This is a genomic window from Pauljensenia sp. UMB0895, assembly GCF_030218905.1.
GTDB classification, from domain to species: Bacteria; Actinomycetota; Actinomycetes; order Actinomycetales; family Actinomycetaceae; genus Pauljensenia; species Pauljensenia turicensis_A.
Genome location: NZ_JASOQR010000005.1, coordinates 16027 through 41267, shown reverse-complemented (window position 1 = coordinate 41267; position 25241 = coordinate 16027). Strand labels below are relative to the sequence as shown.

23 protein-coding genes are annotated in these 25241 nt (G+C 57.3%); 16 read left to right on the top strand and 7 right to left on the bottom strand.

The genetic code is table 11. From position 1 onward, the window contains the following. Positions 1 to 41 precede the first annotated feature (41 nt). The 3 genes from QP503_RS04100 to QP503_RS04090 all read right to left on the bottom strand — a co-directional run bounded on the left by QP503_RS04100 (position 42) and on the right by QP503_RS04090 (position 3371). A complete protein-coding gene (locus tag QP503_RS04100) occupies positions 42 to 2594 on the bottom strand; it encodes a heavy metal translocating P-type ATPase (RefSeq protein WP_103632909.1) in 2553 nt (850 codons plus the stop codon). A 204-nt stretch (positions 2595 to 2798) separates the two neighbouring features. Beyond that, entirely contained in the window at positions 2799 to 3044 is a 246-nt protein-coding gene (locus QP503_RS04095; RefSeq protein WP_103632910.1) for a heavy-metal-associated domain-containing protein, read from the bottom strand. Positions 3045 to 3086: 42 nt separating this feature from the next. Continuing rightward, complete coding sequence (locus QP503_RS04090; RefSeq protein ID WP_103632911.1) at positions 3087 to 3371, bottom strand: metal-sensitive transcriptional regulator; 285 nt, start codon at positions 3369 to 3371, stop codon at positions 3087 to 3089. A 190-nt stretch (positions 3372 to 3561) separates the two neighbouring features. On the opposite strand from QP503_RS04090, the gene QP503_RS04085 reads away from it, so the two are divergent. From QP503_RS04085 to QP503_RS04070, 4 genes are all read left to right on the top strand, one after another. Continuing rightward, on the top strand, positions 3562 to 5058 hold the full coding sequence (locus tag QP503_RS04085; protein WP_103632912.1) for an alpha/beta hydrolase: 1497 nt from the start codon (positions 3562 to 3564) through the stop codon (positions 5056 to 5058). 43 nt (positions 5059 to 5101) lie between these two features. Further along, positions 5102 to 5740, top strand: a complete 639-nt coding sequence (locus QP503_RS04080) for a hypothetical protein (RefSeq protein WP_285069543.1) — start codon at positions 5102 to 5104, stop codon at positions 5738 to 5740. Positions 5741 to 5822: 82 nt separating this feature from the next. Beyond that, the gene (locus QP503_RS04075; RefSeq protein ID WP_103632914.1) at positions 5823 to 7544 is read left to right on the top strand and encodes a glycoside hydrolase family 13 protein; all 1722 of its coding nucleotides are present in this window, start codon (positions 5823 to 5825) and stop codon (positions 7542 to 7544) included. A gap of 58 nt (positions 7545 to 7602) precedes the next feature. Beyond that, complete coding sequence (locus QP503_RS04070) at positions 7603 to 8139, top strand: 3'-5' exonuclease (RefSeq protein WP_219810984.1); 537 nt, start codon at positions 7603 to 7605, stop codon at positions 8137 to 8139. Between the two features lie 24 nt (positions 8140 to 8163). On the opposite strand, the gene QP503_RS04065 is transcribed toward QP503_RS04070, so the two are convergent. Continuing rightward, entirely contained in the window at positions 8164 to 8895 is a 732-nt protein-coding gene (locus tag QP503_RS04065) for a hypothetical protein (protein ID WP_285084486.1), read from the bottom strand. A 123-nt stretch (positions 8896 to 9018) separates the two neighbouring features. Here QP503_RS04065 and QP503_RS04060 point away from each other — a divergent pair, with 123 nt between their 5' ends. Then, positions 9019 to 9903 carry a DMT family transporter gene (locus QP503_RS04060; RefSeq protein ID WP_103632917.1) on the top strand — a complete coding sequence of 295 codons (885 nt, stop codon included), beginning with the start codon at positions 9019 to 9021 and terminating at the stop codon, positions 9901 to 9903. Between the two features lie 159 nt (positions 9904 to 10062). Then, positions 10063 to 10281 carry a hypothetical protein gene (locus QP503_RS04055; protein ID WP_006680521.1) on the top strand — a complete coding sequence of 73 codons (219 nt, stop codon included), beginning with the start codon at positions 10063 to 10065 and terminating at the stop codon, positions 10279 to 10281. 240 nt (positions 10282 to 10521) lie between these two features. On the opposite strand, the gene purB is transcribed toward QP503_RS04055, so the two are convergent. After that, positions 10522 to 11991, bottom strand: coding sequence for an adenylosuccinate lyase (gene purB, locus QP503_RS04050; protein ID WP_006680520.1), 1470 nt, complete (start codon positions 11989 to 11991; stop codon positions 10522 to 10524). A gap of 214 nt (positions 11992 to 12205) precedes the next feature. Between purB and QP503_RS04045 the strand changes: the two genes are divergently transcribed. Next, positions 12206 to 14290 carry an acyltransferase family protein gene (locus tag QP503_RS04045; protein WP_285084484.1) on the top strand — a complete coding sequence of 695 codons (2085 nt, stop codon included), beginning with the start codon at positions 12206 to 12208 and terminating at the stop codon, positions 14288 to 14290. Between the two features lie 48 nt (positions 14291 to 14338). Here QP503_RS04045 and QP503_RS04040 read toward each other — a convergent pair whose 3' ends face one another. Further along, entirely contained in the window at positions 14339 to 15109 is a 771-nt protein-coding gene (locus QP503_RS04040; RefSeq protein WP_285084483.1) for a fructosamine kinase family protein, read from the bottom strand. Positions 15110 to 15249: 140 nt separating this feature from the next. Between QP503_RS04040 and QP503_RS04035 the strand changes: the two genes are divergently transcribed. The 6 genes from QP503_RS04035 (at position 15250) to QP503_RS04010 (ending at position 20370) form a co-directional block, all read left to right on the top strand. After that, complete coding sequence (locus QP503_RS04035) at positions 15250 to 15594, top strand: hypothetical protein (protein ID WP_006680517.1); 345 nt, start codon at positions 15250 to 15252, stop codon at positions 15592 to 15594. Between the two features lies 1 nt (position 15595). After that, positions 15596 to 17266, top strand: a complete 1671-nt coding sequence (locus QP503_RS04030; RefSeq protein ID WP_285084482.1) for a hypothetical protein — start codon at positions 15596 to 15598, stop codon at positions 17264 to 17266. A 147-nt stretch (positions 17267 to 17413) separates the two neighbouring features. Further along, the gene (gene thiM, locus QP503_RS04025; RefSeq protein WP_006680515.1) at positions 17414 to 18217 is read left to right on the top strand and encodes a hydroxyethylthiazole kinase; all 804 of its coding nucleotides are present in this window, start codon (positions 17414 to 17416) and stop codon (positions 18215 to 18217) included. Further along, positions 18214 to 18909 carry a thiamine phosphate synthase gene (gene thiE, locus QP503_RS04020; protein ID WP_285084481.1) on the top strand — a complete coding sequence of 232 codons (696 nt, stop codon included), beginning with the start codon at positions 18214 to 18216 and terminating at the stop codon, positions 18907 to 18909. Before thiM ends, thiE begins: the two co-directional genes overlap by 4 nt. Then, entirely contained in the window at positions 18906 to 19736 is an 831-nt protein-coding gene (gene thiD / locus QP503_RS04015) for a bifunctional hydroxymethylpyrimidine kinase/phosphomethylpyrimidine kinase (protein ID WP_006680513.1), read from the top strand. The genes thiE and thiD overlap by 4 nt, the downstream gene beginning before the upstream one ends. Then, positions 19723 to 20370: a TenA family protein gene (locus QP503_RS04010; RefSeq protein ID WP_207326461.1), complete on the top strand. Its 648-nt coding sequence runs from the start codon at positions 19723 to 19725 to the stop codon at positions 20368 to 20370. The genes thiD and QP503_RS04010 overlap by 14 nt, the downstream gene beginning before the upstream one ends. Before the next feature lie 135 nt (positions 20371 to 20505). Here QP503_RS04010 and QP503_RS04005 read toward each other — a convergent pair whose 3' ends face one another. Next, positions 20506 to 20889: a phage holin family protein gene (locus QP503_RS04005; RefSeq protein WP_006680511.1), complete on the bottom strand. Its 384-nt coding sequence runs from the start codon at positions 20887 to 20889 to the stop codon at positions 20506 to 20508. Here QP503_RS04005 and QP503_RS04000 point away from each other — a divergent pair. The 3 genes from QP503_RS04000 (at position 20883) to QP503_RS03990 (ending at position 25140) form a co-directional block, all read left to right on the top strand. Continuing rightward, positions 20883 to 21305: a glutamate-cysteine ligase family protein gene (locus tag QP503_RS04000; RefSeq protein WP_336619914.1), complete on the top strand. Its 423-nt coding sequence runs from the start codon at positions 20883 to 20885 to the stop codon at positions 21303 to 21305. The genes QP503_RS04005 and QP503_RS04000 overlap by 7 nt on opposite strands. A 54-nt stretch (positions 21306 to 21359) precedes the next feature. After that, the gene (locus QP503_RS03995; RefSeq protein ID WP_285084492.1) at positions 21360 to 22853 is read left to right on the top strand and encodes a glycoside hydrolase family 32 protein; all 1494 of its coding nucleotides are present in this window, start codon (positions 21360 to 21362) and stop codon (positions 22851 to 22853) included. Between the two features lie 283 nt (positions 22854 to 23136). Continuing rightward, complete coding sequence (locus QP503_RS03990; protein WP_285067618.1) at positions 23137 to 25140, top strand: sucrose-specific PTS transporter subunit IIBC; 2004 nt, start codon at positions 23137 to 23139, stop codon at positions 25138 to 25140. Positions 25141 to 25241: the final 101 nt, after the last annotated feature.

The window sequence follows — 25241 nt, the reverse complement described above, 5'->3', positions numbered from 1 at the left end:
CTGGCAAAGTCTGTTAGGACAGTTGTTCACGTGGTGACCCGCTAGTGTGCTGAACGCAAACGCAACGAATTCAACACAACGAACACGGATGAGAACGCCATTGCAGCCGACGCAAGCATGGGGTTCAGCAGGCCGGCGATTGCCAGCGGAATCATTGCAACGTTGTAGGCAAATGCCCAGAACAGATTGCCCTTAATGATGCGCAGGGTACGGCGCGAAATGCGGATGGCAGTGGCTGCGCTGGTCAAGTCGGAATTGACCAACGTAACGTCGGCGACCTCGATCGCAACATCGGTCCCTGATCCCATAGCGATCCCCAGGCCATGGGTGCCCGCCTGAGCAAGTGCCGCAGCGTCGTTTATGCCGTCGCCAACCATGGCGACAACGCGTCCCTCATCCTGCAATCCCTTGATGATGTCGAACTTCTTTTCCGGCATAACCTGCGAAATAACGCGCGAAATACCAACTTGCTGAGCAACATGTTGAGCGGCTGCCTCGTTGTCTCCGGTCAGTAGGATCGGCTCAATACCCAATCCCTTGAACTGCTCGATTGCGGTCTTAGACGTGTCCTTCACGGTGTCACGAACAACCAGAACACCGTACGCGTAGCCTTCAATACGCTCCGGCAGGATCCTCTGAGCGGAGGTCGTCTTCTCTTCGGTGTTCGCTGACATCGACGTCTCTGACGCAGATACGTCGGTTCGCCAAAGCACGGTTCCTTGGTATCCCGCGTTGTTGACGATGGTTTCGAGTTCTTCATCCGTGTGCGGTTTGGTCAGCGTGATCGTCGCGGACTCGGTCGCAAGGTTCACCGAGGCACTGACACCGTCGAGTGTGCCGAGCTTCCTCTCGACCCTGCGCACACACGACGCGCACGTCATGCCCTGGACGTTCATAGTGATCGTGGCCAGAGGAGCGGGCGCGGTCAAGCCGGGGATGTCAAGCGAAGTTTCTGCCGACTCGGAGGTGGAAGAGTCGGCCACCGATTCTACTGCGGTGGCTGAGTGAGCGTGGCCGGCCTCGTTGGAATCACTCCACTGGCCAGTCTGGGCGATCATGATTGCGGTCGCGCCACTTGCTTCGGCGGTGGCAACTGCAGACTCGACCTCGTACGGAATGGTGACGCCCAGGGAATCCAGCCATGACGCGCGTCCAACCAACACCAGCGAATCGCCACCGGAAGGGGTGTCTACCAGCGCAGATACACCAAGTCCTGCGTGGTTCGAGAATCCGCGAATCGACGAGGGCGCGACTCCCCGCGCGCTCGCACCGCTGACAATGGCGCGAGCAATAGGGTGCTCGGACGCAGACTCAACCGCGGCAGCAAGGCTGAGGATTATATCTTCCGATAGCCGGTCGCCGTTCGACTCCGGTGGAGCAACGATGCTTTCCAGCGACATCTTGCCGGTGGTGACGGTGCCGGTCTTATCCAGAACGATCGTGTCGATCGTTCGCGTCTGCTCCAGCGTTTCGGCGGATTTGATGACGATACCCAGCTGGGATGCGCGACCGGATCCCACCATAAGAGCGGTCGGAGTCGCCAAGCCGAGTGCGCATGGGCAGGCGACAACCAGCACGGCAACGCCGGCGGTGAAGGCTGCTTGCAGGGATGCTCCAGCGATCAGCCAGCCGATCAAAGTCGCCAGTGCGATGCCGATGACGACCGGAACGAAGACTCCGGAAAGACGGTCGGCAAGTCGCTGAACAGGGGCTTTACTGGCCTGCGCTTGGCTCACCATCGCGCCGATGCGAGCAAAAGTAGTGTCGGCTCCGACTCGGGTTGCCTTGACCGCGAGGGTGCCCCACGTGTTGATCGTCGCGCCGGTGACCTCGTCGCCCACGCTGATATCTTCGGGCACAGATTCGCCGGTTAGCAAGGAAGTGTCGAGTGCGGACTGGCCTTCAACAACGATGCCGTCCGTGGCCACCTTCTCGCCGGGCCGAACAATGAACATGTCGCCGACCTGCAAAGATGCTGCCGGAACAACCACTTCGTGACGCTCGCCGGTGGCGGGATCGACTTCGATCTTCGTCGCTTCCTTTGCGCCGAATTCAAGCAGCGCTCGCAGTGCGTTGCCGGCGCGGTATCGGGCGCGCGCTTCCATCCACCGTCCGGTCAGAAGGAAGACGGTGATCGTGCAGGCGCCCTCGAAATAGATTTCCGCGTGATGTGTGGCCGTGGCTGCGCGTGGGAAGAGAGTCATCGACATGCGCATGCCGAGTTCGCCTGCACCACCGAAGAGGAGAGCCCACCAGCTCCACAGGGAGGACGCAGTGACGCCCAGTGCCACCAGGGTGTCCATCGTTGTTGATCCGTGGCGTCCAGCCGCAAAGGCTGCCTTGTGGAAGGCCCATGCACCCCAGGTGGTGACGGGGATCGATGCAATGGCGACAACCCACTGCCAGCCGACGAACTGCCAGGTGGGCAGCATCGACAAAAGCATGGCGATCAGCCAGAAGGGGATGCAGATGATCAGTCGGCGCTTGAGATCCTGCGCATGAACTTTGATGCCTTCGCCGATGTGGGTTGTGCCCTCGGATTCATAGGAGTCGGAAACGGGGGCGACGGACTGAAGAGTGGAGAATGTAGACACGGTTGTCTTTCCTTGTCCGCTTGTCGGGACGTGCCACGAAGGCTGAGTGTGTGGGCATGCCGACTGGTGGCGTGCCTGCAGGCGGTCGTGGGTGTCCGGGCGCGGAAGGGAGGTGGTCGAGGACGTGGCGCGTTATGTTGGGCCACGTGCCGGCCAGTTTTGAGGTACGAGGCCGGGCGCGGGCGATGCCCGCGCCCGAGGGTCTCAGAAGTCGCGGGTGATGCCGACCAGCTCGAAGCCTGCTTCGGACACGGCTTCACGCAGGGCGTCATCGTCAAGGGCAACGTCGGACACGAGGGTGACCTTGGAGGTGGCACCGGAGTTGAGGATGACGTCAACGTTCTTCACGCCGGCAACGTCGGATAGTTCCTCGGTGACGGACTGGACGCAGTGTCCGCAGGTCAGGCCATTAACGGCGAGTTCAACGGTGCGATCGATTTCCATGGTCATGCTGTTCTCCTTGTTGTGGCTGGATCGTGCAAAGTAGGTGGTTCAGGACTTGATGAGCCGGGCGATTGCCTTGGTGGCCTCTTCAATCTTTTCGTGCGCGGCTTCGTCGGATTCTTTGGCGGCGTGGACGACGCAGTGGTTCATGTGGTCTTCCAGCAGGCCGATGGCAACAGAATCGAGCGCTGATTGAACGGCGGACATCTGCGTAATGATGTCGATGCAGTACTCGTTTTCGCTGACCATGCGCTGGAGTCCGCGAACCTGTCCTTCAATACGGCGGAGTCTGGCCAGATAACGGTCAGTGGAGGCTGAATATCCGTATGCCATAGGTTGCCTTTCCTGCTTGTCCTTCTGAAACGAAGATACCCCTAGGGGGTATGGGTGTCAATGGCTGAAATCTGCCACGGTACGTGTGGAACTCAGGGAACAGGCAAATGAACAGGGGGTGTCCCTGATTGCGCCTTTCGCTGACCGCACTACGCTTGAAAGACAAGGAACCGCGAGGAAAGGAGAAGCCATGGCGCGTCGTCGTACACCACGCATCTATGCGCCTCGCCGTGTTCCCCAGTCGTTTTCTCCCGCTTACACCGCCATGCGCCTGATTCCTTTGGCTCCAGCACTCCTTGCCTCCGTGGCATTAAGCCTCGTCTCAGAAGCTCCCGCCCTCTCTGAAGAGATGCGACAAAAAGCTCGCCACGCCTCTCAATCGATGGGCGCCGATTCATCGGAGCGCTCGCAACGCCTTTTCTTCGACGAACCCGGTCTTGATACGCTCTTCGTCCGCTTCCTCGCCGGTAGTGCGCAGGCTGTTTCCCACGTGGCAAAGACGGTGATGCGTGCTCGTATCGCCCTTGAACCCGACAGTCCAATGGGGAAACGAGCAGCTCAAGCACTTCCTCTTGTTCCCAAACGCGCATACGACACATTGATGACCGGAATGCTGTCGATCGGAACGGCCGTGGGCTACATTCATTCCGGCCCTGTTCACGCCCAAGTGATCGCAGATTCAGCCGAAGCCTCGTCCATTGATCCCCCAGCCGGACACGCCACAGCTGCACTTCGTCGCTGGCAAGCCCCCCAGAGTCTGAGTGATCTATGCGTCGATATCGACGACATGTACTGGTCGATGACCGACGGGCACACGGTGAAAATAACCCGCGTCGGCGAAGGAGAAGCCCGCAGATGGCTGGTATCCCTGCCTGGAACGGCGCGTATGGACTTCGAATCGAACGCGAATCCGGCGGATATGGAATCAAACATCCGCGAAATGATCGGTATCGAATCGAATATGCGCAGTGGGCTTGTCATGGCGATCCACGATGCAATGAAACGCGATGGCCTTAACCCGGAAGAGTACGCAACGGAACCGGTGCTGATCTGCGGTCATTCGCAGGGGGGATTGATTGCGACCGTGTTGGCGTCGATGAATCCCAAGATGGCCGGCCTAGATGTGCAAGCAATCCTGGCGACGGGAGCACCGGCGCGCAGGTATCGGATTCGCCCGGACGTCACCATGGTGTCGCTGGCTCACGACCAGGACGTTATCCCGTCGATGGATGGAACTCCGGCGCGTCAGGTCGATCACCGAGTCGTGATCGGTCGTAAGTTGGTGCGACCGCGTCGCCAGCCTCTCTATTACGCCCATTCGTCGGCAACGTACACCGAAACAGTGCGCTATTTGGAGCGCATGGTGAAGGTCAATCCGTGGGGTCGAACCGCGTCCGCTGTTGCTGCACTGCAGGATTTTCTTCCTCAAGATGACGAGGTCACGCGCGTCATGTTTTACGAAATCTGGCAGGACGTCACAACGCCGACCTCTTTTGAGACATTCGACCCGGTGGCAACGCTTGCAAAAGACGATTCCGTCACTCCCGTGGAATTCGATGTTTCTTGGCCACCCTCCTCATCGTGCGCCACCGTCTCAGTTGCATCCAGTGACTCCGATGAAGGGGCGCTCTCCACATCGACTCTGAATGACTTCCCCTCCCTGGAAAGGACACCCAATGACGAGTGAATCCACAGGCTCAGAATTGTCCGAAATCGGACGGAGGATGCGGATGGCTGCCATGTCACGCCAGAGGATACCTTCAGCCGGCAACGGCAAGAATTCACAGATTCCGCAGATCGGAAGCCCTCTGATGATCGGGGTCTTGGGCCTTGGCGCGTTGGGTGCAGGTATCGCCTTTCGTGCAATGAAGCCGACACGTCGACGAGGCCGATCAGACCGTTTTGAAACTCTGATCGAAGCGGGGATCGATGATGTTCTCACTGAAAAATACTGGAAAGACATTCACTTCGATGTGTCGGTGAACGTAGGGGAAGGCTTCGGGAAACCGGCGCTGGTGACCTTCGATATCACGCTTGATACCGACGGAGCGCAATGCCAAGAAGATGACTTGAGAGAGATTCTTGATGGGGCGACCCACGCTGTCTGGGACAATGGTGAACTAGCTCCACTCGCTATCCGTGGTCGTATTATGGCGCAGATTCTAGCCGATGCCGACTGTGACACAGAGGGGCAGGCAGACAAGAACTGTATATCCGCAGATGCTCTGGACATGAGCGAAACGGGTGCGGCCTCGTCGATAGTGATGGCGGATATGACGCTACTGGGATTCGAAGACGGAACCGCTCGACCCACCGACCTGTTCGAGCGATACGGTGCTCCCGCGTCGGATCGGAACTGGCGCCCGTAACAACGAAATTCGGTTTCTCCATGGTCTGATGGACAATAGTGGAGTGCGCGGAGCACAACGGACTATCAGATCGGGGGTCGGAATGACTGCTCACCAGGAACACAATGGAGCGTGGTGGCGCGGTGCGGTCGCATATCAGGTCTATGTCCGCTCATTTCGTGACTCGAACGGCGACGGGATTGGTGACCTGCCGGGGGTTACGCAGTCGCTGGACGATCTGGCGAAGCTGGGCGTTAACGCGATTTGGCTGAACCCCTGCTATCTATCTCCGCAACACGACCACGGCTACGACATTGCGGATTATCGTCAGATTTTGCCCGACTATGGAACTCTGGCCGATTTCGATCAGCTGGTCGCGCACGCTCACACGCGGGATATTCGCGTGCTGATGGATATCGTCCCCAACCACTGTTCCAGCGAACACCAGTGGTTCATCGACGCTATTTCCGCAGGTCCCGGCTCACCCGAACGCGATCGTTTTATCTTTGCCGACGGGGAAGGTGACGGGAGTCAGCCACCGAATGACTGGCCGTCGGTTTTTGGTGGCTCAGCCTGGGATCGCTTAGACGATGGGACCGAAAATCCTCAGTGGTATCTGCATCTCTTTGATTCCACGCAACCTGATTTCAACTGGCGCAACCCGGATGTCCGCACCGAATTCCTCGATATTCTGCGATTCTGGTTTGACCGTGGAGTCGACGGGTTCCGTATCGATGTTGCACACGGCATGGTGAAGTCCCTTCCGATTCCGCGCGGTACGCACGCGGACCAATCGGGTTTGTGGACCCAGCCGGAGCTCTTCGAAATCTATAGCCAGTGGCGTCAGCTTGCCGAATCCTACGATCCGCCGAAGTATTTTGTCGGCGAAGCGTGGGTCAATGATCCCGAGGTTTTCACTCGTTTTACAGCTCCTGGGCATCTTCAGCAGTCATTTGCGTTTGACCTGCTGGTTCAGCCTTGGTTTGCGTATAGGTTGCGTCGCTCGATTGAGCAATCCTTCGCGGTTGCCGGGCAAGAAGATGGGCCCGCGTGGGCGTTGGCGAACCATGATGTTCACCGCCTGGTTACCCGCTTGGGTCAGGAACGCATCGACAAAGACCCCGATCCTTTCGACATGCTGGCAGATGCCCGTCGAGATACTCCCGTGAATACTGCGCTGGGCAAGCGTCGTGCGCGCGCAGCAACCGCGTTGCTTTTCGCTCTGCCGGGAACGGTCTACGTGTATCAGGGTGAAGAACTCGGACTTCCAGAAGTACTCGATCTTCCCGATTGGGCCAGGCAAGACCCGATGTGGATTCGCACGAATGGCCAGCAACGAGGCCGCGATGGCTGTCGCGTCCCCCTGCCGTGGAAGAAGCGCGGATCGTCAATGGGTTTTGGACCCGAGGGGGCTTCTGCTCCGTGGCTACCTCAACCTGAAGAATTCCGAGCGTGGGCACGTGACGAACAAGGTGAGGATCCAACATCAATGCTGTCTTTGTACATGCGATTGGGTGGACTTCGACGCCAACTTGTTGGGTCAGCGCACCGTGTGCACTGGGCTGATCAGGTTCCCGAAGAAGTTCTGGCGTTCAGCGCGGGAAGACTGTTCTGCGCGACGAATACAGGTGGAGAAGATGTTGAGGTCCAGGTCCCTCAAGGTGCCCAGATACTCCTGAATACTGCGGTTGCCGACTGTGACGTGCACCTGTTGGATAACGGAATGTCACTGGCAGATGGCACCGATTTTGATTCTCGCACGTGGTGTTTGCCCGCCGACTCAACATCCTGGTGGTCACTGAATGGGGGTGCTGACACTGAGTGAACAGAGAACACGGTCGCGCCGGCCTTTTAATGCGAAATACATTCCCAACCTGCACTTCTTGACGCAACCGTCTTTTGTTGCCGTCGATTTCGAAACTGCTAATCGCGGTGGCGGAGTCTCCGCCTGCCAGGTGGCATTGGTGAAAATGGAAGACGGGCAGGTGACTGACGAATTCTCGACCTTCATTCAGCCCCCGCAGGGTTATAGCCGCTTCGAATTCACATGGCTTCACGGAATCGGCCCGCGTCAAGTAGCGACGGCTCCAATGTGGGATCAGATCGCTGACCAGATCGCACGCTTCGTTGGCGATCTCCCCGTCTACGCTCATAACGCGATGTTTGACGCTCGAGTCTGGAAAGACTTGGACGACTACTTTGGGACACTTTCTTTGCCCCACCATTTTTTCTGCTCGTATTTGACGGCACGACGAATGCTTCCGGGCCTCGAAAATTACGCGTTGCCGACTGTTCTTCACGAATGTGATCCGACCTTTAGTCTGAATCACCACGAAGCGGGTTCCGATGCTCACGCTTGTGCGCGAATCGTCAGGCACCTTGCGTCCCGCGATGATCTGCACGGCGCTCTTGCCCCCTGAAAACAGCCTTCAGCCAGCGCATTCTTAGATGGGGCACCTGCTCAAGGTGTCTTTTACCGTGCTCTTCGAACCGACCCACACGGCAATGCGATGATCGATCGACTCAAGCAACTTGAAGGCATCATGCATGCGCGCGTCAATGTCGTCGTCTAACAGGAACTCCATGTGCGCAACGCGGTTACGCAGATTGTGGAGGCGCGCCACCCTTCCGTAGGTGATTGACCCGTCGGGGTCCTTCTCATTCGGGAAAGCGTGAATCAGACACTGTCTCCACAACGCGCGACGATGCTTCTCTGCCTCCAAGCTGGCCAAATCTGACGGCGTGATTGTCCCATGATGAGGAAGAAGATCCGCCCACATTCCAAACATGACGCAGGACAGGACGTCATCATGCGATGGCTGGTCTTTGCGAGAGTGAGCCTTCGGTTTTTGTTTAGATTCCTTATTCGCCCAGTTCAACGCTTGGCTTCGCTTTGAAGCAGAGAGCTTATCGAGCGGGGGAGCTGGATCCTCAAGAAGCCAACTGGTCGCTTCAGGGTCCTGTTTGCGGTTCCACGCCTGAAGTTGCCGATCCATCGCGTTGCGAACAAAAACTTCGGTCATCCCCAGAATGAAGTGAACATCGGACGCCAGTTCGGCGTGCCAACAGTATAGTTCCAGGCTTTTGGGAATGTCCCCTCCCGTGCGCTTCAAATACGGCTTGAGCCTGGCCATGGAAATGTGGCTCACTAGGAGTTCTTGCTGCGACACTGTCATAAATTGATGGTGTCAATCAGTGCAACGCCTGGCAAGTGGTTTCGTCGCAGTGTTGTGTTTCGATACCGAACCTTCAAGTGGACGTGCGCGCGCCGGTGCAAGCGCCTGGTTTAGGCTGGCGTGATGAAAACCCGAGTTGATGCCATTGCAATGCTGGCCCTGATCTGTGTGACCGCGATCTGGGGCTCGACGTTCTTCATCATCAAGGGGATCCTGACGGCGATTCCGACGCTGGACTTCCTGGGCGTCCGCTTCTTCATTGCAGCGCTGGTGATTTTTGTTTTACGAGGCCGCACACTTCTGCGAGCTCCTGTCACCACGTGGAAGCGCGGATTGATGGCGGGCACGGTCTTCGCCGTGGCGCAAATCGTGCAGACGATTGGCCTGGAGACGGCAGATGCGTCGGTGTCCGGTTTTATTACGGGCATGTACGTGATCCTGACGCCACTGTTGCTTTTCATCGCGTTCCGGACGCCGATTTCAAAACCCGTCGTGTTTGCGCTGGTCTTGGCGTTTACTGGACTGTCGATTTTGTCTCTGAACGGTTTGAGCGTCGGGCTTGGTGAGGGACTGACCTTCATTTCGGCTGTGTTGTTTGCCGTTCATATTGTGCTTCTTGATCAGTGGGCTGGTCAGGAATCCGGTCTTGATTTGGCAGCCATTCAGCTGATTGCTCTTGGTGTGATCTGTGGTGTTTCAGCCTTGCCAGGTGGAATCGTCCTGCCGTCGGGAATCAACGGCTGGGCGGTCATGATCTACATGGCGGTCATTGCCGGCATCGTAACTGTGGGACTTCAAACATGGGCGCAGTCAAGAATTCCTGCGACTAGTGCCGCGGTCATTATGACGACGGAGCCCGTGTTCGCAGCGATCTTCGCGATCCTCTTTGGTGGTGAGCATTTGACGTGGCGACTGTTCGCAGGTGGTTCGCTGGTGGTGGGCGCGATGCTCTTGGCAGAGCTCGCTCCACGGAAGTCTTCGACCGCAGATGGGGGTCTCGTGTCATAATTATGACAACGGCAGATAGCAACGGTGGATACTGGGTTTCAAGCCCTCTACTAGAGAAATAAAATATAAATTAGTAGGCTTTTTGGAATGAATTATAAAATTAATCTAAAAATGCGAAAGTAAAGTAATAGAAAGTAGAATTTTAGGAGGCAAAATCTTATGAAAAAATCCGGCAAATGCCCAAAGTGTGGAAGTGACAATATTTTATTTATACCAGGTAAAGTTGGAGCTTATGGTGCAGGGAATAATATTCCTATAGGTCTAACTACTCTGTCTTCTATTTTAGTAGAAAGATATGTATGTTGTAAATGTGGATTTTCTGAAGAGTGGGTTGATATCTCTGATATTGAGAAGTTGGAGAAGAAATATGGTAAGTGATCTAAGTCTAAAATTATAGGATTAACAGTCCGGCCGAACGACTATAAAACTTAGCTTTTGTAAAAGTTGATATTGCTATAAGATTTTTCACCCGGGAGTGGTGGTCTCGGAAGATTCGAGTTCCGTGTCCTGATTGTTTCGATCGCGCCCAGTCGCTAGCGCATCGATTCAAAGGTCAAGGTGTAAAAGTTTCGGGAGTGAGCAGATTGCTCACTCCCGAAACTAATGCGATCAGTCGGATCAGCGTTCGTCGTTCACCCAGTGTGCCATTTCGGTCGACAGACCGATGTAGGTTGCGGGTGTGAGAGCACAAAGGCGAGCTTCTTCTTTAGCGGGCAACCCAAGGCCGGCGATAAACTCACGCATTTCGGTGGCCCCGACCTCGTGGCCACGGGTCAGCTCCTTCAGGCGCTCGTACGGGTTCGTCATTCCGGTCGCGCCGGCGATCGACGCGGTGCGCATGACCTGCTGAACCGCTTCGCCGAGAACTTCCCAGTTCGCATCCAGGTCGGCAGCCATACGGTTAACGTCAATGTCGATGCCGTCAAGGCCACGAACCAGGTTGAAGAACGCGAGGATCGAGTGCCCAAGGCCAACACCGATATTGCGCTGGGTCGTCGAGTCGGTCAGGTCACGCTGCATACGCGAGGTGACCAGCGTCGATGCCAAGGAATCGAGCAGTGCGCACGAGACTTCCAGGTTCGCTTCGGCATTCTCGAAGCGAATCGGGTTCACCTTGTGGGGCATAGTCGACGAACCGGTGGAGCCCTGCGCTGCGAGGTTCTGGTGGAAGTAGCCCATCGAAATGTAGGTCCAGCAGTCGGTTGCCAGGTTGTGTGCGATACGTCCGGCGCGCGCAACATCGGAGTAGAGCTCTGCTTGCCAGTCGTGAGATTCGATCTGTGTGGTCAGCGGATTCCAGGTCAGGCCCAAACCTTCGACGAAGTTGCGAGCGAGGACCGGCCAATCAGCGTTCGGGACGGAAACGACGTGCGCTGCCCAAGTTCCCGTGGCGCCGTTGATCTTGCCCAAGTATTCGGTGTTTTCGATGCGTGCCAGCTGACGAGCGAAACGGTGGGCAAACACGGCCATTTCCTTGCCCATGGTGACGGGCGTTGCAGGCTGACCGTGCGTGTGTGCCAGCATCGGAGCGTCTGCGCCGGCTTCAGCGAGGCGCAGCAGTCGAGCCTGCAGTTCGCGGGCGGCGGGCAGCCACACCTGCTCGATGCCAGCCTTGATGGTGAGCGCGTAAGCGAGGTTATTGATGTCTTCCGAGGTGCAGAAAATGTGGACGACCTCGCGCAGGTGCGGAAGCGAGGAATCGGGGCCGAGGACCCCGGTGGCCTTCTCCAGGTGCTCGCGGATCAGATACTCGACGGCCTTCACGTCGTGACGGGTGACGGCCTCGAATTCGCCGAGACGTTTGATGTGGTCGGCGGAAAAATCGCGGGGCAGTGCGCGCAGGTAGTCGCGTTCAGCGTCGGTCAGGGTCGGCGCGCCAGGAAGGACGGTGTTGTCGAGCAGGTGGATCAGCCACTCAATCTCGACGTGTATGCGCGCACGATTCAAGCCGGCTTCGGACAGGTAATTCGCAAGAGGTGCAACGGCTGCGCGGTAGCGGCCGTCAAGCGGAGACAAAGGTTCGCCAGATGCTGCCAGATCGGCGTAACCATGATCGGTAGAGAAAAGGGAAATCCAGTTTGCGCTCATAGTGTCATCTTTTCATGTTGGCGCGTGGTTAAGAAACGGTGTTGCGCAACGAAAGTAATGATGCCGGACATATTCGGGTGCGCGTGAATAGTCAGCGGGACAGTGTATCCGCAGGTCGATAGGGGATGAGGCCACTCAACGTGAGAGGGTCTGACCTTTTGAGGTGCGTCACCCGATGGGGTGTCCCGATGGTGGATACTCTAAAATCTTGGGCGTGACGAACCCCCATACTCCGAGCCCGAGTGCTTTTGAATCCTCCGGTCAATCCGGTGGTGGTTTTCAGTCCGCGCACTCGGATAACGAAGGGGATTCGTCAGTAGGCGCGGCCTCGTCCACCCCATCGGAACCGACGCCAACTCTGACAACTCGACGACGCTTGCAGGGACTCGACGGCATTCGTGGCATCGCAGCGATGTTCGTTCTGGTCTATCACCTGCTCCCGCAGTATGCGAAAGCCGGGTTCGCGGGCGTCGACATTTTCTTCGTCCTATCGGGCTTCCTCATCACCTTGTTGCTGATAGACCGATTGGATTCAACCGGTTCACTTGGGATCGGTCATTTCTGGATTCGACGTTTCAGGCGTCTTGTCCCGGCGGCGGTCACGACGTGTATTGGTGCGGGAATCCTTGCTCTGCTCAGCGGGACGGATGCGCTAGTTGCGCTCCCTCGCCAAGTCGTCGGCGTGCTCACCGGCACGTACAACTGGCTTGAAATCATCTCCGGCGCCTCTTACTTCGAGCAACAGTCGCCACTGCTCCTGACCAACGCATGGTCATTCGCCGTTGAACAGCAGTTCTACGTCATCTGGCCACTGATCCTCCTTCTTCTGGTTCGGCTACCGAAACACCTCAGAATCTGGATCGCTCTTGGAATCGGCGGAGCATCGACCGCATGGCACGCTGTCCTAGTCGGCCAAGACCTTTCGCGCGCATACATGGGAACAGACACTCACCTGTGGGGTCTGATGATCGGCGCGGCCCTCGCATTCGCCGTCCCCAACGCCATGCAAATGGTCGATGAACGCGCCAAACATGCCGGATATATAGGCTTCTTCGGCGTCATCTCATTCTTTGCCACGATGTTCCTGATGACCGTGTTGCCGGAGTCTTTCATGTACCCGTGGGGCATGGTCATCGTGTCTTTGGCGACGGCGTTCACTATCCGTGGCTTGCTTCCCGACGTGTCCTACGCCGGGACTGCCCGCCTGCTTCGCAAGGTGCTTGAACTACGTCCCCTGGTGTGGCTGGGAGAACGATCCTACGGAATCTACCTGTGGCATTGGCCGTTGTGGGTGCTCGCTTTCTACGTGGCTCCCCAGATGAGTCTGTCAATGTCGGCAACGCTCGTGTCAGTGGCATCGGTTCTTTTCGCCGCGCTGTCGTACAGGTTTATTGAGACTCCAATTCGTCGCGTCGGCTTCCTTCAGTGGTGCCGTATCGTGTGGTCAGGTTTTCTGACATTCACTGGAAAAGTACGCATCGTCATCGCCGTGATTGTACTGGTGATTGCCTCCCTGTTTGCGGTTGCACTTTGCTTCTCGCCGAATCAGTCGAGCGCTCAAATCGCCATTGAACAGGGAGCAATGTCGGCTCCTGCCAGCGATGCGATGACGTCCGGCTCGCAGTCCGCGGATGCGGCCTCGTCGGGCGACCAGTCGCAGAGCGAGACCCAAAGTGACGCACAGTCTGGCGCACAAAGTGGTGAACCAGAGTTCATCCGCCGCTACGACTACACGCAGCCACAGGTCACTGGCGAAGAAATCACGATTATTGGCGACTCGGTCACCCTGGGTTCTTCGGCTGCGCTCAGCGAAGCATTCCCGGGTGTCTACGTTGACGCCGAGGTCTCGCGTTCTGTTCTTGCTGCTGGTCCCATCATCGATTCTTTGAATGCGCAGGGCTTGCTTCGCGAATACGTCGTCATCTCACTGGCAACGAATGCTGTCGTGACAGACGACCAGATTGACGCACTTGTTGCCCAGATCGGGCCAGAGAGAAAGCTCATCCTGGTCACTGCATTCGGTCCTGCTCGCACAACGTGGATCCCGCCGTCGAATGACACGATTTGGCGTGCAGCAACACGCTACCGGAACGTGTTCGCGGCCGATTGGGCGAACCCCATTTCCCGTCACCCCGAGGATCTTGCCGGAGACTCCGTGCACCCGGCAACGGATCAGGGGCACCAGATTTACGTTGAAGCAATCCGGAGTGCTCTGAACGAGGCCCTTCAGATCTCCCTGCGCGACAGTGAAGCGAGTGCCGAAACGGATTCTCAATTCGGAGCACAATCGGCGTACTGATTCAGCACGTGGCACATGTTCGACCCGGTGGGGCTCCCACCTGTTGTACTAGCCGTATTTCTTCACTATCTGCATCACATCTGATCGGTAGGACGCGCCAAAAAGATAGGCGTGAATGATCAGAATATGAAGACTGTGAAGCCCGATGCGTTCGCGCCAGCCATCCTGAAGAGGTGACGCTTCGGCGTACGCATCGCGGATTGTTTCCAGATGAGGGCAACCAAAAACACCGAGCATCGCCAAGTCTTCTTCGCCGTGACCCCCTTGGGCTGCTGGATCAATAAGGGTGACACCATCGGGTGTCCACATGACGTTTCCGCTCCACAGATCTCCATGAAGTCGAGATACTTCCCCGGAACGGACAAGAGCGGGTTGGTCATGATCAAACACCCCGGACGCGAGTTTTTCAGCGAATTGATGCAGGCGCTCGCGGTCTGTCTGGCTAAAAGCTGGGCAGTCAATATAGGGCTCAACCCGGTATTTGGCGTAGTACTGTCCCCAAGATGCGCTACCCCCATCGGCTAAGAGAGGCAATGGAGCTTCACCCATCCACCCGTCGGTTGTATGCCCGGGCGGTGGAGCGCCTAAATGAGGCGCGCCCGCTGCGTGCGTATACGCCAGGGCTCGTCCAAATTCCTCAGCCATTCGCGGGGTTGCGTGGATGCGAGACAGGACTGGCTCTTCGAGCCAGGTCTTCCCGTAATCGAGCACGGGAACAATCCGCGTTGCCTGATCGCCCGCATCCGCGAGCCATAAGAGCGCTGTCACTTCATAGGAGATCTTCTGAGGCCGATGGTCGGTTTTCCGGAACGTTTCCACGGTGTTACTCCTTAGGGGCTGCAATTGTTACGAGGATATCCACAGGTGCTCGTCCCTGAAATTGGTTATCCACAATTTTGCTTCCCTCGATTTTCCTCGTTGTCACTGTCCTTCTAGCGTGGGGAGTGGAAGGAGGATCCGTGGATGAAGTAGGCAATATGCAGGTCGCTCGCGAATCAATGCGGAGCGTATGCAAAGTGCTTGAAGACATACACGGCGACGTTGCATGTGAGCGCTTCGAAGACTGGCAGGGTGGAGCTGCAGATGCAGCTCGAGATGACCTCTTGGTGCTTTTAGGACAGCTCGGAGTGGTCATGGACTCGGGAGATGATGCGCTTTTAGCGCTCGACACGGCGATTGCTGAGTGTCAGCTAGCCAGCGTTGTTCTGATGCCCGGACAAACAACAAATCCGTTATCGCTGGGCGCATATACGCCTGCCTCTTTTGCTTCGCATACGTTCTCTGAGTCATCAGGTGTGTTCTGATATGAACAGAATTGTTGTGACAAGCGGGCCAACGCACGTTGACACGGATGCGTTGATCAGGGCATGTACCCGGCTTCGCAAGAGTGAAGAGTCGCTATCCGCATTGATCGCTTCCACTCGGTCGGCTCAGGATCATGCACGCCTGGGCATCGGGCTCAGCCCCACCGCATACACGGCTGTTAGTGCGATAGAAGAAGTGGCCTCGTTAATGACGTATCTTCGCGCCAAACTGTCCGCATTCGCCGACTCGATCGCCTACTGTGCAGCCATCTATTCGGGCGCAGACTCGCGAGCGGTTGCGCTTTTGTCATCAACCCACAACGACAGTCCCATCTTCAACCTGAATCTTTCGCAGCCGAACCTCACAGAGCCTGCACCAGGCTTTCCGATGATTGCACAGTGGCTAAGGGAAAACACATGGGATGTGCGCTCGCGGAACCTTGATGTCCTATCAGCGATCCTGGCGTTCATGTTCGGGCGCTCAGATGGTTTAACGGCACTTCGTTTTGAACGCGATCTTGACGCGTTCTCCTTCGGCGTTCTGCATCTTTTCGGCGCTCGGCGCGGTGTGCCCGGAAGCTCAACGAAGCAGGTCGCCGGGTACGCCGCATCGTGGTCGTCCGGAATTGGTGCACTGTTCTTCGGAAATGTCACGGGCGTGGAAATTCAGACAGGCTCCTCGTCGGGAGCCGGCAGAGGACATCGGATTATCAAAGCAGTGAAAGAAGGATTCGCTCCCATATTAGCGGCGAGTCCGCATACGCCTTTCGCGCTCTCCGTTCTGTCGATCGTCGGTAGAGTGGGGCAGGGGGTTGGTGCGATCCGTTCGCATCCGACTCAGCGCGTGGTCACCCCTTCTACCCCCGATACTCGACCTGCAATGAGCACCCCTACTCCTATTTCCACGGTTGAAACTCCGCGGAAACCATCACAACTGTTGGAGTCACTTTCAGGACTGAATTCAGGAGGCGAAGAAGGGCAAATCAAGATCATCCGACACAGCACTCCGATTCCCTCCGATGCGTCATCGCCGGGTAGATCACGAACACGTTCGTCCTGGTCAGTCGTCATTCGAGGTACTCAGAAGTGGAGCGTCGGGGGAAGTAACCCGCAGGATATGCTCACCAATTTTGAGGGGGTAGCAGGGCGTGAATCCGACCAATCGCGCGCGGTCCTAGAGGCGATGAAAATGGCTGGAATCAAAGCGGATGAACCCGTCGAATTCGTTGGTCATTCGCAAGGAGGCATTATTGCCGCTCAACTGGCGACCAGTAGCGACGTGAACCAGAACTACCACGTCGTATCAGCCCTGACAGCGGGGTCCCCGATTGGCGGATCGCAGACTCCTTCGCACGTCCACGTCCTCGCATTAGAGAACACCAGAGACCTGGTGCCAGCACTCGACGGGGGAGCGACTTCCCAAGGAGTGACAACCGTTCACTTTGACGGGCAAACGTACATCCCGGCCGAAAAACAGGGACAGAATCTGGTTGCGCACGACATTGGAACCTACCGCAACCTGCTAGGAGATATTGAGAATCGCCAAAATGAGCCGGGGCTTACCGAGGTTAAAGAATGGGAAGAACATCGGATCGAATCGCTCGGTTTGACCGAGCAGACGACCTCTCAAGCGTATGTCTTCGATACTAGGCGCATCCATGACGAGGGCTGAACAATCGGATAAACACCGGTGGACAGATGCAGACGACCGTTCTGAAACCGCGTCCAACCTGCTAACGTGATGGCGTGACACGGGGTGCCACAGGCTGAGAAAAAACCCGTTGAACCTGTCGAGATAATTCTGACGAAGGGAATGTCAATGATGGATCGTGCCATCGTATCTTCGGCTCTTGAAGCTGTCCGAGAAACAAGCCCATTGGTTTCGTGCATTACCAATTCAGTGGTCACAAACTTTACGGCAAACGTCCTTTTGGCCATCGGCGCTGCCCCTGCAATGGTCGACATTGTTGGCGAAGCGGGACCGTTTGCGTCGATCGCGTCCGGTCTGCTGATTAACTTGGGAACGCCGACCCCCGAACAGCGTGAAGCTGCTCGTGAAGCCGCGTCAGCTGCGGTCGCAGCGGACGTTCCGTGGGTATTGGATCCGGTTGCGGTTGGTGCCTTGGTGCATCGCACCGATCTTGCGCGTGAGCTGGTGACAATGGGGCCGACTGTTGTTCGAGGTAACGCCTCGGAAATCATCGCGCTTGCGGGTGAGGGAGCTGGTGGTCGTGGCGTCGATGCCTCCGACGAGGTTGAATCAGCGTTCGAAGCAGCCCAGCTCATTGCGCGCAACTACGGCAGTGTTGTTGCAATCTCCGGCGCAACCGACGCAATCGTCAGCGCAGATCAGATTATTCGTGTTGGTGGTGGTGCAGAAATGCTGACTCGCGTCACCGGTGGTGGCTGTGCGCTGGGTGCGTTCCTCGCTGCTTTCGTCGGTGCGGCGAAGACGCGTGCGGTGACGCCGCTGGAAGCGGTTGCTGCCGGTCACGCCGTCTACTCTGCTGCGGGTGAGATTGCTCAAGAGAAAGCGTCGGGCCCGGGTACGTTCCAGATGCACTTCCTTGATTCGCTCTACTTGGTCTCGACAGACGACCTTGACAGGATTCCGCTGTCATGAGGAATGCTCCTGACCTGCGGGTCTATTTGGTGACGGATGCTGAGCAGTGCGAATCGATGGGGCGGAGTGTTCGTGAAACAGTTGAAGCCGCCGTCGAAGGTGGAGCAACGTGCGTCCAGCTTCGCGCGAAGACTTCCGATGGCGGTCCCTTCCTTGATGAGGTCTGCGAAGTAGCGAATGCGGTCGGCGACCAGGTTCCCGTGATCGTCAATGACCGGGTGGATGTGTTCCTCGCAGCTCGCGCATTGGGTGTCCCAGTTGCGGGTGTGCACGTTGGTCAATCGGATCTTCCCGCGAAGGTTGTGCGTGAAATGATCGGCGAGGTCGCGTTCCTTGGATTGTCTGTTGGGACTGATGAAGAGGCGCGGATTGCGGCAAGCGAAGGCGTTGCAGATCACGTTGGCCTCTCGGTTCTGCGCACCACGGCAACGAAGACGAATACGCCCGATGTCCTTGGCTATGACGGGTGTGAACGGCTTGCGCGCCTTGCCGTTATGCCAAGTGTCGCTATTGGTGGTGTTGGTATCGATGACATGGCGCCTTTGAAAGCGCGTGGTGTGAATGGTGGTGCCGTGGTTTCGGCAATCTGTTGCGCAGAGGATCCGAAGCAGGCTGCTCGCGATCTTCTGAATGCGTGGAGCAGCGCTCCCGACGCTGGTCGTCAGGAAGCGACGGGGGTGAGTGATCGATGATTCCTACAGTGACCGCTTTGACGATTGCCGGGTCTGATCCCTCGGGTGGAGCAGGTATTCAGGCTGATATGAAAGCGATGAGCGCCAATGGTGCGTACGCGATGAGCGTCATTACCGCTCTGACCGCACAATCAACGAAGGGCGTGGCCGGAGTCCACGCGGTTCCCGTTGATTTCGTCAAACTCCAGTTAGACACGGTTCTTGACGATATTGCTCCCGATGCAACGAAGATCGGGATGCTGGCAACTGCAGACTTGGCACGCCTTGTTGGCGAATACCTTCCGCGGTTGCCTTACACGGTGCTTGATCCGGTGATGGTGGCAACCTCGGGTGATCCCCTATTGGACAACGAGGCTATCGCCACTGTTCGGCAGTTGTGCACTGTCGCAGATTTGATTACACCGAATCTTGCTGAGGCAGCGGTTCTTCTTGAATCCGATTGGGCAACCAACGTCAATGAGATGACGGAGCAAGCGTTCGCTTTGCGCGAGCTAGGCGTGAAGAATGCGCTGGTGAAGGGTGGTCACCTGGATGAGAAAGCCTGCGATGTCTTCCTCGGCGAAGGTGACTCAGAACCGCATATTCTGACCGCTCACCGTATTCACACGAAGAATACGCACGGAACAGGATGCACGCTCTCATCATCGATTGCGGCTCTTCGCCCGCGTTGCGACTCGTGGCTCGAAGCTGTCACGCGCGCGAAGGCGTACCTGACGGGCGCGATCGAACAGGCTGATGAGCTTGGAGTCGGACACGGGCACGGTCCCGTCCACCACTTCTACGCGCTGTGGAATAACGACATGATGAAGGACAATGATGTTCACTGACGAACTGTGGGAAGAGATCGCCCCCATTAAGAAAGCGATTGACCAGGGGCAATTCGTTCGAGGTCTCGGTGACGGGAGCCTCAGCCAAGACAAATTCAACTACTACATGGTCCAAGACGCCCTGTATTTAGCTGCATACGCGAAAGCTCTTGCTGGTCTCGCCACTTTTGCGCACGATCCGGATGACCTGGTGTTCTGGGCCGAAGCATCGGCGAATTCGATCAAGGTTGAGCGAGAGCTCCACGCGTCGCACGTCGACGTGATGGCAGCGGCAACGCCTTCGCCAACGTGTCGTGCCTACTCTGACTTCTTGGCTGCCCAGCTTGCCAGCGGCGAATACGGGATTGCTGCCGCAGCGGTTCTGCCCTGCTTCTGGATCTACCAAGTGGTGGGGACTGAGCTCCTCGACACTGCCGGCGACCTTGAAAAACACCCCTACGGTGACTGGATTGGAATGTACGCAAACCCCGTGTTTGCGGAAGAAACCAAGATCGTCCGCGGGATCGTTGACCGCGTGGCCGAAGGCGTTGTAGAACTCCAGCGCCAGCGCATGAGGGACGCGTTCGTTCAGGCCAGCCGATACGAATGGATGTTCTGGGACGCGGCATGGCGAATGGAGACGTGGCCAATCTGAAAGGGCCTCGGTCAACGCCTGCATCGACCGAGATGTGAAGCGTCGAGCAATACGAAGGGGCGGGGGTGTTCTGGATCCAGAACACCCCCGCCCCCTAATCTCAGCGGTTCACATTGTCATCTGACCGAACGCGGACTACTTGTCCTTCTTTGCGCCAATCAAGCCGGCAACAAGGGACGAGACGATTGCGGTGATGACAGCACCAAAGAAGCTTGCCCAGAAGCCACCCGTTTCAAAGGGAATGCCAACGGATGTTGAAAGTGCGCCGGTCAGCATGAACAGCAGGGCGTCGGTAACGATGGCGAACAAACCGAAGGTCAGGATGTACAGGGGGAAGGTCAAAACCTTCACCAGAGGTTTGATCAGGGAGTTCACCAGAGTGAACACCAATGCGATCACCGCAAGGGCGATCAGAGTGGAGGCTAGTGACGTTCCGTCGGTGAAATTGATCGACGGCACAATCAGGGTCGCTGCCCAGATACCAGCCATGGTTGCAATGAGTCGAAGTATAAATTCCATACTTCCAGTCTGCCTGTGTTCCAGCTTTTTCGCATCCGCAGGCGGTTTTTCGCGGGCGACATTCCGACTCTCCACGCCTGCCGACCGCTGGCTTGCCACACCTGTTGGATTCGTGGGAGCAGGTCGAAGATCTTGAGGAGCGTTTGAAGCGCGCGGGCGGGATCGTGAATTTCAACGAGGTTCGCTGGGATGTTCGCCCATCGCCGGGCTGTGGAACGATTGAGGTTCGCTCGTTCGATTCGGCGACGAATATGACGGAATTGCGGGCTTTGTCCGCGCTTGTTCACGCTTTGGTTGAGACGGTGTCGCGTGATCTTGATCGTGGGGTCGCGCCTGCGGTGCTGCCTCGCGAATTGCTGGAATTGAATAAGCGGCGTGCTTCCCGATTCGGGCCGACTGATTCGAGGTGTGTGTAAAGTTATGACCGAAAGCCTCTGTCAAACGAATGACATACTTGCTAGTCTCGAAGAATGACTGAGGATTTCCTGGCTTTTGCACTCAATGCTGAACGTCGCTCTCACGCCTGCGAAGACGCGGACTACCCCCAATTTCATGTCGCTCCGCCAGTTGGGCGCCTCAATGATCCGAACGGCCTGATCAAAGTTGGCGACACTTACCACGCCTTCTTCCAGTACACCCCGGAGCATCCGAAGAAGCTTGTTTACTGGGGTCATGCGACGTCGAAGAACCTCGTGAACTGGGAATACCTGAAACCTGCGATCCTGCCCGACAGTCACCAGGACGCAAACGGCGCCTACTCCGGTACTGCGATCGCGACCGAAGAGGGCGTGGAACTCTGGTACACGGGCAACTACAAGGATCCTCAGACCGGTGAGCGCGAAGCGACCCAGTGCGTCGTCACCACGCCCGACATGAAATCGTTCACCAAGCTTGTTCCGCCGATTATCGGCCATCAGCCCAACGGCTATACCGCTCACTTCCGCGACCCGCAGGTCTGGGCCGATCCCGAAGTGCCGGGTAGCTACCGCATGCTCCTCGGCGTGCAACGTGAAAACGAAACCGGCGCCGCCCTTCTCTACCGTTCGAGCAACCTGCGTACCTGGGAATGTGAAGGAGAAATGACCTTCCCCGATGCGAACGGCACATTCGACGCCTTCGGCTACATGTGGGAATGCCCGAACCTCGTTCGCCTGAGCGATGAGGTCAGTGGTGAAGTCCGCGACGTCCTCATCTTCTGTCCCCAGGGCATCGCCCCCGACGTCGAAGGCTACGAAAACATCTTCCCCTGCATTTACATCGTCGGAAAACTGGTCGGCACAGAATTTACCGAGTGTGACGGATCATTTACCGAGCTTGACCGCGGTTTCGAGTTCTACGCTCCCCAGGTCTACGCGCGTACTGACACTGCGTGGGGTGCATGGAGTGACGAGAAGCCCGCGCTTCTTGTCGGCTGGGCCGGCAACGCCAGCGAAGATGACCAGCCCTCGATCGAAACCGGAGGGTGGGTGCACTGCTTGACCTCTCCGCGACAGCTGGTGTTGGTTGACGGCGTGCTTGTTCAGCGTCCCTACCTGCCCGGCTTGCCGCTGTCATTCGACTCCGAAGTGGAGACTCTCGCGGGTTCGCGTTCGTGGAGGTTCTCAGCTGACGTCGAGTTCAACGCACCTTCCGCTACTTCATCCGACGAGGCCACCTCCATTACTTTCGTCATCGGCTCAAAGGGGGCGGGAGTGAATGTGACACTGAGTCCGTCATCCCTGACCGTTGATCGCTCCGACTCGCGTTACCCACATGGAGATATACGAACCGTGACCCTCGCGGATGAAGAGTCGGAGCATATTGAGATCATCCACGACCGGTCTCTCACTGAAATCTTCCTCGGAGATGGTCGCAAAGCCTTCACCTTCCGCTCCTTCTTGAACGGTGAAGCAGCTGGGCTCGAAGCGCGATGCGAATCGGGTTCTGTAACTCTGACAAACATATGCAGGGCTCGTCTGGACTGAAAGGTGTCCGCGCCAAGTAAAGGGTGCATGTGAGATGTGTGCGCGGCCTCGCGAATCGACAATCTGGGTGGGCTTCGGCTGGAATGTGTCCGCAGGTCATCACTGCTGAGGTGGTAAGCGCACATTTTTGCGCGTCAGTTCGGCGAAAAGTCCACATAACAATGAGACAAAAGCCCTTGCGCTGAGGCGTATGGCGCACATAGTATGTCAAACGATTGCTATATAGCCCGGTAGTGAACGACGACGTTGTACACGCGCCTGGCCCACCGAGAAAGGAACGTGGATGGCAATGGATTACGCCAAGGTGGCGTCCGAAGTTGTAGAAGCGGTCGGAGGTGCCGATAACATCAGCGCAGCCGCACACTGCGCAACCCGCCTGCGACTCGTTATTGTCGACGAGTCTAAGATTGACCAGGCTGCCCTCGACGCGAATGGAGACCTCAAGGGCACCTTCGCAGCAGGTGGCATGTTCCAGATCATCGTCGGTCCCGGCGATGTCGACAACGTCTACCGCAAGATGGTCGAAAACCACTCCGTCCGCGAGGTCTCCAAGGATGAAGCTAAGGAAGAAGCCGCAAAGTCCGGCAACCTCTTCTCGCGCTTCATCAAGATGATCGCTGACATCTTCGTTCCAGTCCTCCCCGCCCTGATCGCCGGCGGTCTGATGATGGCTATCAACAACGTTCTGACCGCTGAAGGCCTTTTCGGCGAACAGTCCGTCGTTGGAATGTTCCCGGCCATCGCTGACTACGCCTCCCTGATCAACATGATCTCGTCGGCAGCATTCGCTTCGCTGCCTGTCCTGGTTGGCTTCTCCGCTGCAAAGCGCTTCGGTGGCAACGTCTACCTCGGTGCGGCAATCGGCGCGGCAATGATCTCCTCCGACCTGCTCAATGCATGGAATACCGGTGCGGCACTTGCCGGCGACGCAGAGGTTGAATACTGGCACCTCTTCGGCATGGAAGTTGCCAAGATCGGCTACCAGGCGCAGGTCATCCCGACCCTCGCCGTCACCTTCGTCATGTGCGTCATCGAAAAGTGGCTGCACAAGCGCCTGTCCGGCACCGTTGACTTCCTCGTCACCCCGCTGGTTACCATGCTTCTCACCGGCTTTCTTGCATTCATCGCAATCGGCCCGATCACCCGCGTTCTCGCAGAAGGCATCACCAACGGCATCAACTGGGGTTACTCCACGCTCGGCCCAATCGGTGGCCTGATCTTCGGCTTCTTCTACTCGCCGATCGTCGTCACCGGCCTGCACCAGTCCTTCCCGGCAGTTGAAATCCCGCTACTCCCCGTTAATGGTGGCATCGGTGACTTCATCTTCCCGATCGCCTCCATGGCAAACATCGCTCAGGGTGCTGCAGCCCTCGCTGTCTTCCTGAAGGCCCGCGATGCCAAGCTGAAGGGCCTCGCCGGCGCCGGCGGCGCGTCCGCAGTCTTCGGTATTACCGAACCCGCAATCTTCGGTGTCAACCTGCGCCTGCGCTGGCCCTTCTACGTCGGCATGGTTGCTGCAGCAATCGGCTCCGCCGGCGTCGCACTCTTCGACGTTCGTGGCCAGGCACTCGGTGCAGCAGGCTTCGTCGGCTTCGTGTCGATCATCCCGAACGACATCCCGATGTACCTGCTCCTTGAAATCCTCGTCTTTGCCCTATCCTTCGGTGCCACCTTCGCCTATGCCTCAACGCGAGGCAAGGTGGACTTGGCCGAAGGTGGCGCAGTCGCAGCATCCGCCGATTCTGCCGCCGCAGCTGCACCTGCAGCTACTGGCGTCGCAGAAGCCAAGATCGTTGAATACGCCGAAGGCGCAGACACCGACTACACCATCACCGCACCTCTCGCCGGTGAAATCATCCCGCTCGAGCAAGTCAAGGACGAGTCCTTCGCCAAGGGCATGCTCGGCCCGGGCGCAGCAATTATTCCCGCCGGTGGCGTAGTCGTCGCACCGTTTGACGGCAAGGTCACGGTCGCATTCGAGACCGGTCACGCCTACGGCCTGAAGTCCGCATCCGGCATGCAGGTCCTGATCCACATTGGTATGGACACGGTCAAGCTTGAAGGCAAGTGCTTCACCCCCCGCGTCGCCAAGGGCGACATGGTCCGTCGTGGCGATGTCCTCGCCGAGGTTGACTGGGACGGTATCCGCGCAGCCGGTTACGACACCATCACCCCGGTTGTCGTCACCAATAAGAAGAAGTTTGACTCCGTCGAGCTTTCCGTCACGGGCACCGTTTCCACGAACGATACCTTCCTTGAGGCACAGCCGAAGGAAGTAACTGCCTAATCGGGTTTTATTCCTGACACGTGACGGGGAGAAGGTTACGGCCTTCTCCCCGTCGTGTGTGTGATCTGAGTGCGAATAATGAAGGGGCACTGACGGTTGTC

What these genes read in the sequence shown, in the direction of transcription:
- QP503_RS04095 (WP_103632910.1), bottom strand. Translation starts at nt 3,044, where the DNA reads ATGACCATGGAAATCGATCGCACCGTTGAACTCGCCGTTAATGGCCTG.
- QP503_RS04090 (WP_103632911.1), bottom strand. Translation starts at nt 3,371, where the DNA reads ATGGCATACGGATATTCAGCCTCCACTGACCGTTATCTGGCCAGACTC.
- QP503_RS04085 (WP_103632912.1), top strand. Translation starts at nt 3,562, where the DNA reads ATGGCGCGTCGTCGTACACCACGCATCTATGCGCCTCGCCGTGTTCCC.
- QP503_RS04080 (WP_285069543.1), top strand. Translation starts at nt 5,102, where the DNA reads ATGGCTGCCATGTCACGCCAGAGGATACCTTCAGCCGGCAACGGCAAG.
- QP503_RS04075 (WP_103632914.1), top strand. Translation starts at nt 5,823, where the DNA reads ATGACTGCTCACCAGGAACACAATGGAGCGTGGTGGCGCGGTGCGGTC.
- QP503_RS04065 (WP_285084486.1), bottom strand. Translation starts at nt 8,895, where the DNA reads ATGACAGTGTCGCAGCAAGAACTCCTAGTGAGCCACATTTCCATGGCC.
- QP503_RS04060 (WP_103632917.1), top strand. Translation starts at nt 9,019, where the DNA reads ATGAAAACCCGAGTTGATGCCATTGCAATGCTGGCCCTGATCTGTGTG.
- QP503_RS04055 (WP_006680521.1), top strand. Translation starts at nt 10,063, where the DNA reads ATGAAAAAATCCGGCAAATGCCCAAAGTGTGGAAGTGACAATATTTTA.
- purB (WP_006680520.1), bottom strand. Translation starts at nt 11,991, where the DNA reads ATGAGCGCAAACTGGATTTCCCTTTTCTCTACCGATCATGGTTACGCC.
- QP503_RS04030 (WP_285084482.1), top strand. Translation starts at nt 15,596, where the DNA reads ATGAACAGAATTGTTGTGACAAGCGGGCCAACGCACGTTGACACGGAT.
- thiM (WP_006680515.1), top strand. Translation starts at nt 17,414, where the DNA reads ATGATGGATCGTGCCATCGTATCTTCGGCTCTTGAAGCTGTCCGAGAA.
- thiE (WP_285084481.1), top strand. Translation starts at nt 18,214, where the DNA reads ATGAGGAATGCTCCTGACCTGCGGGTCTATTTGGTGACGGATGCTGAG.
- thiD (WP_006680513.1), top strand. Translation starts at nt 18,906, where the DNA reads ATGATTCCTACAGTGACCGCTTTGACGATTGCCGGGTCTGATCCCTCG.
- QP503_RS04010 (WP_207326461.1), top strand. Translation starts at nt 19,723, where the DNA reads ATGATGTTCACTGACGAACTGTGGGAAGAGATCGCCCCCATTAAGAAA.
- QP503_RS04005 (WP_006680511.1), bottom strand. Translation starts at nt 20,889, where the DNA reads ATGGAATTTATACTTCGACTCATTGCAACCATGGCTGGTATCTGGGCA.
- QP503_RS03995 (WP_285084492.1), top strand. Translation starts at nt 21,360, where the DNA reads ATGACTGAGGATTTCCTGGCTTTTGCACTCAATGCTGAACGTCGCTCT.
- QP503_RS03990 (WP_285067618.1), top strand. Translation starts at nt 23,137, where the DNA reads ATGGCAATGGATTACGCCAAGGTGGCGTCCGAAGTTGTAGAAGCGGTC.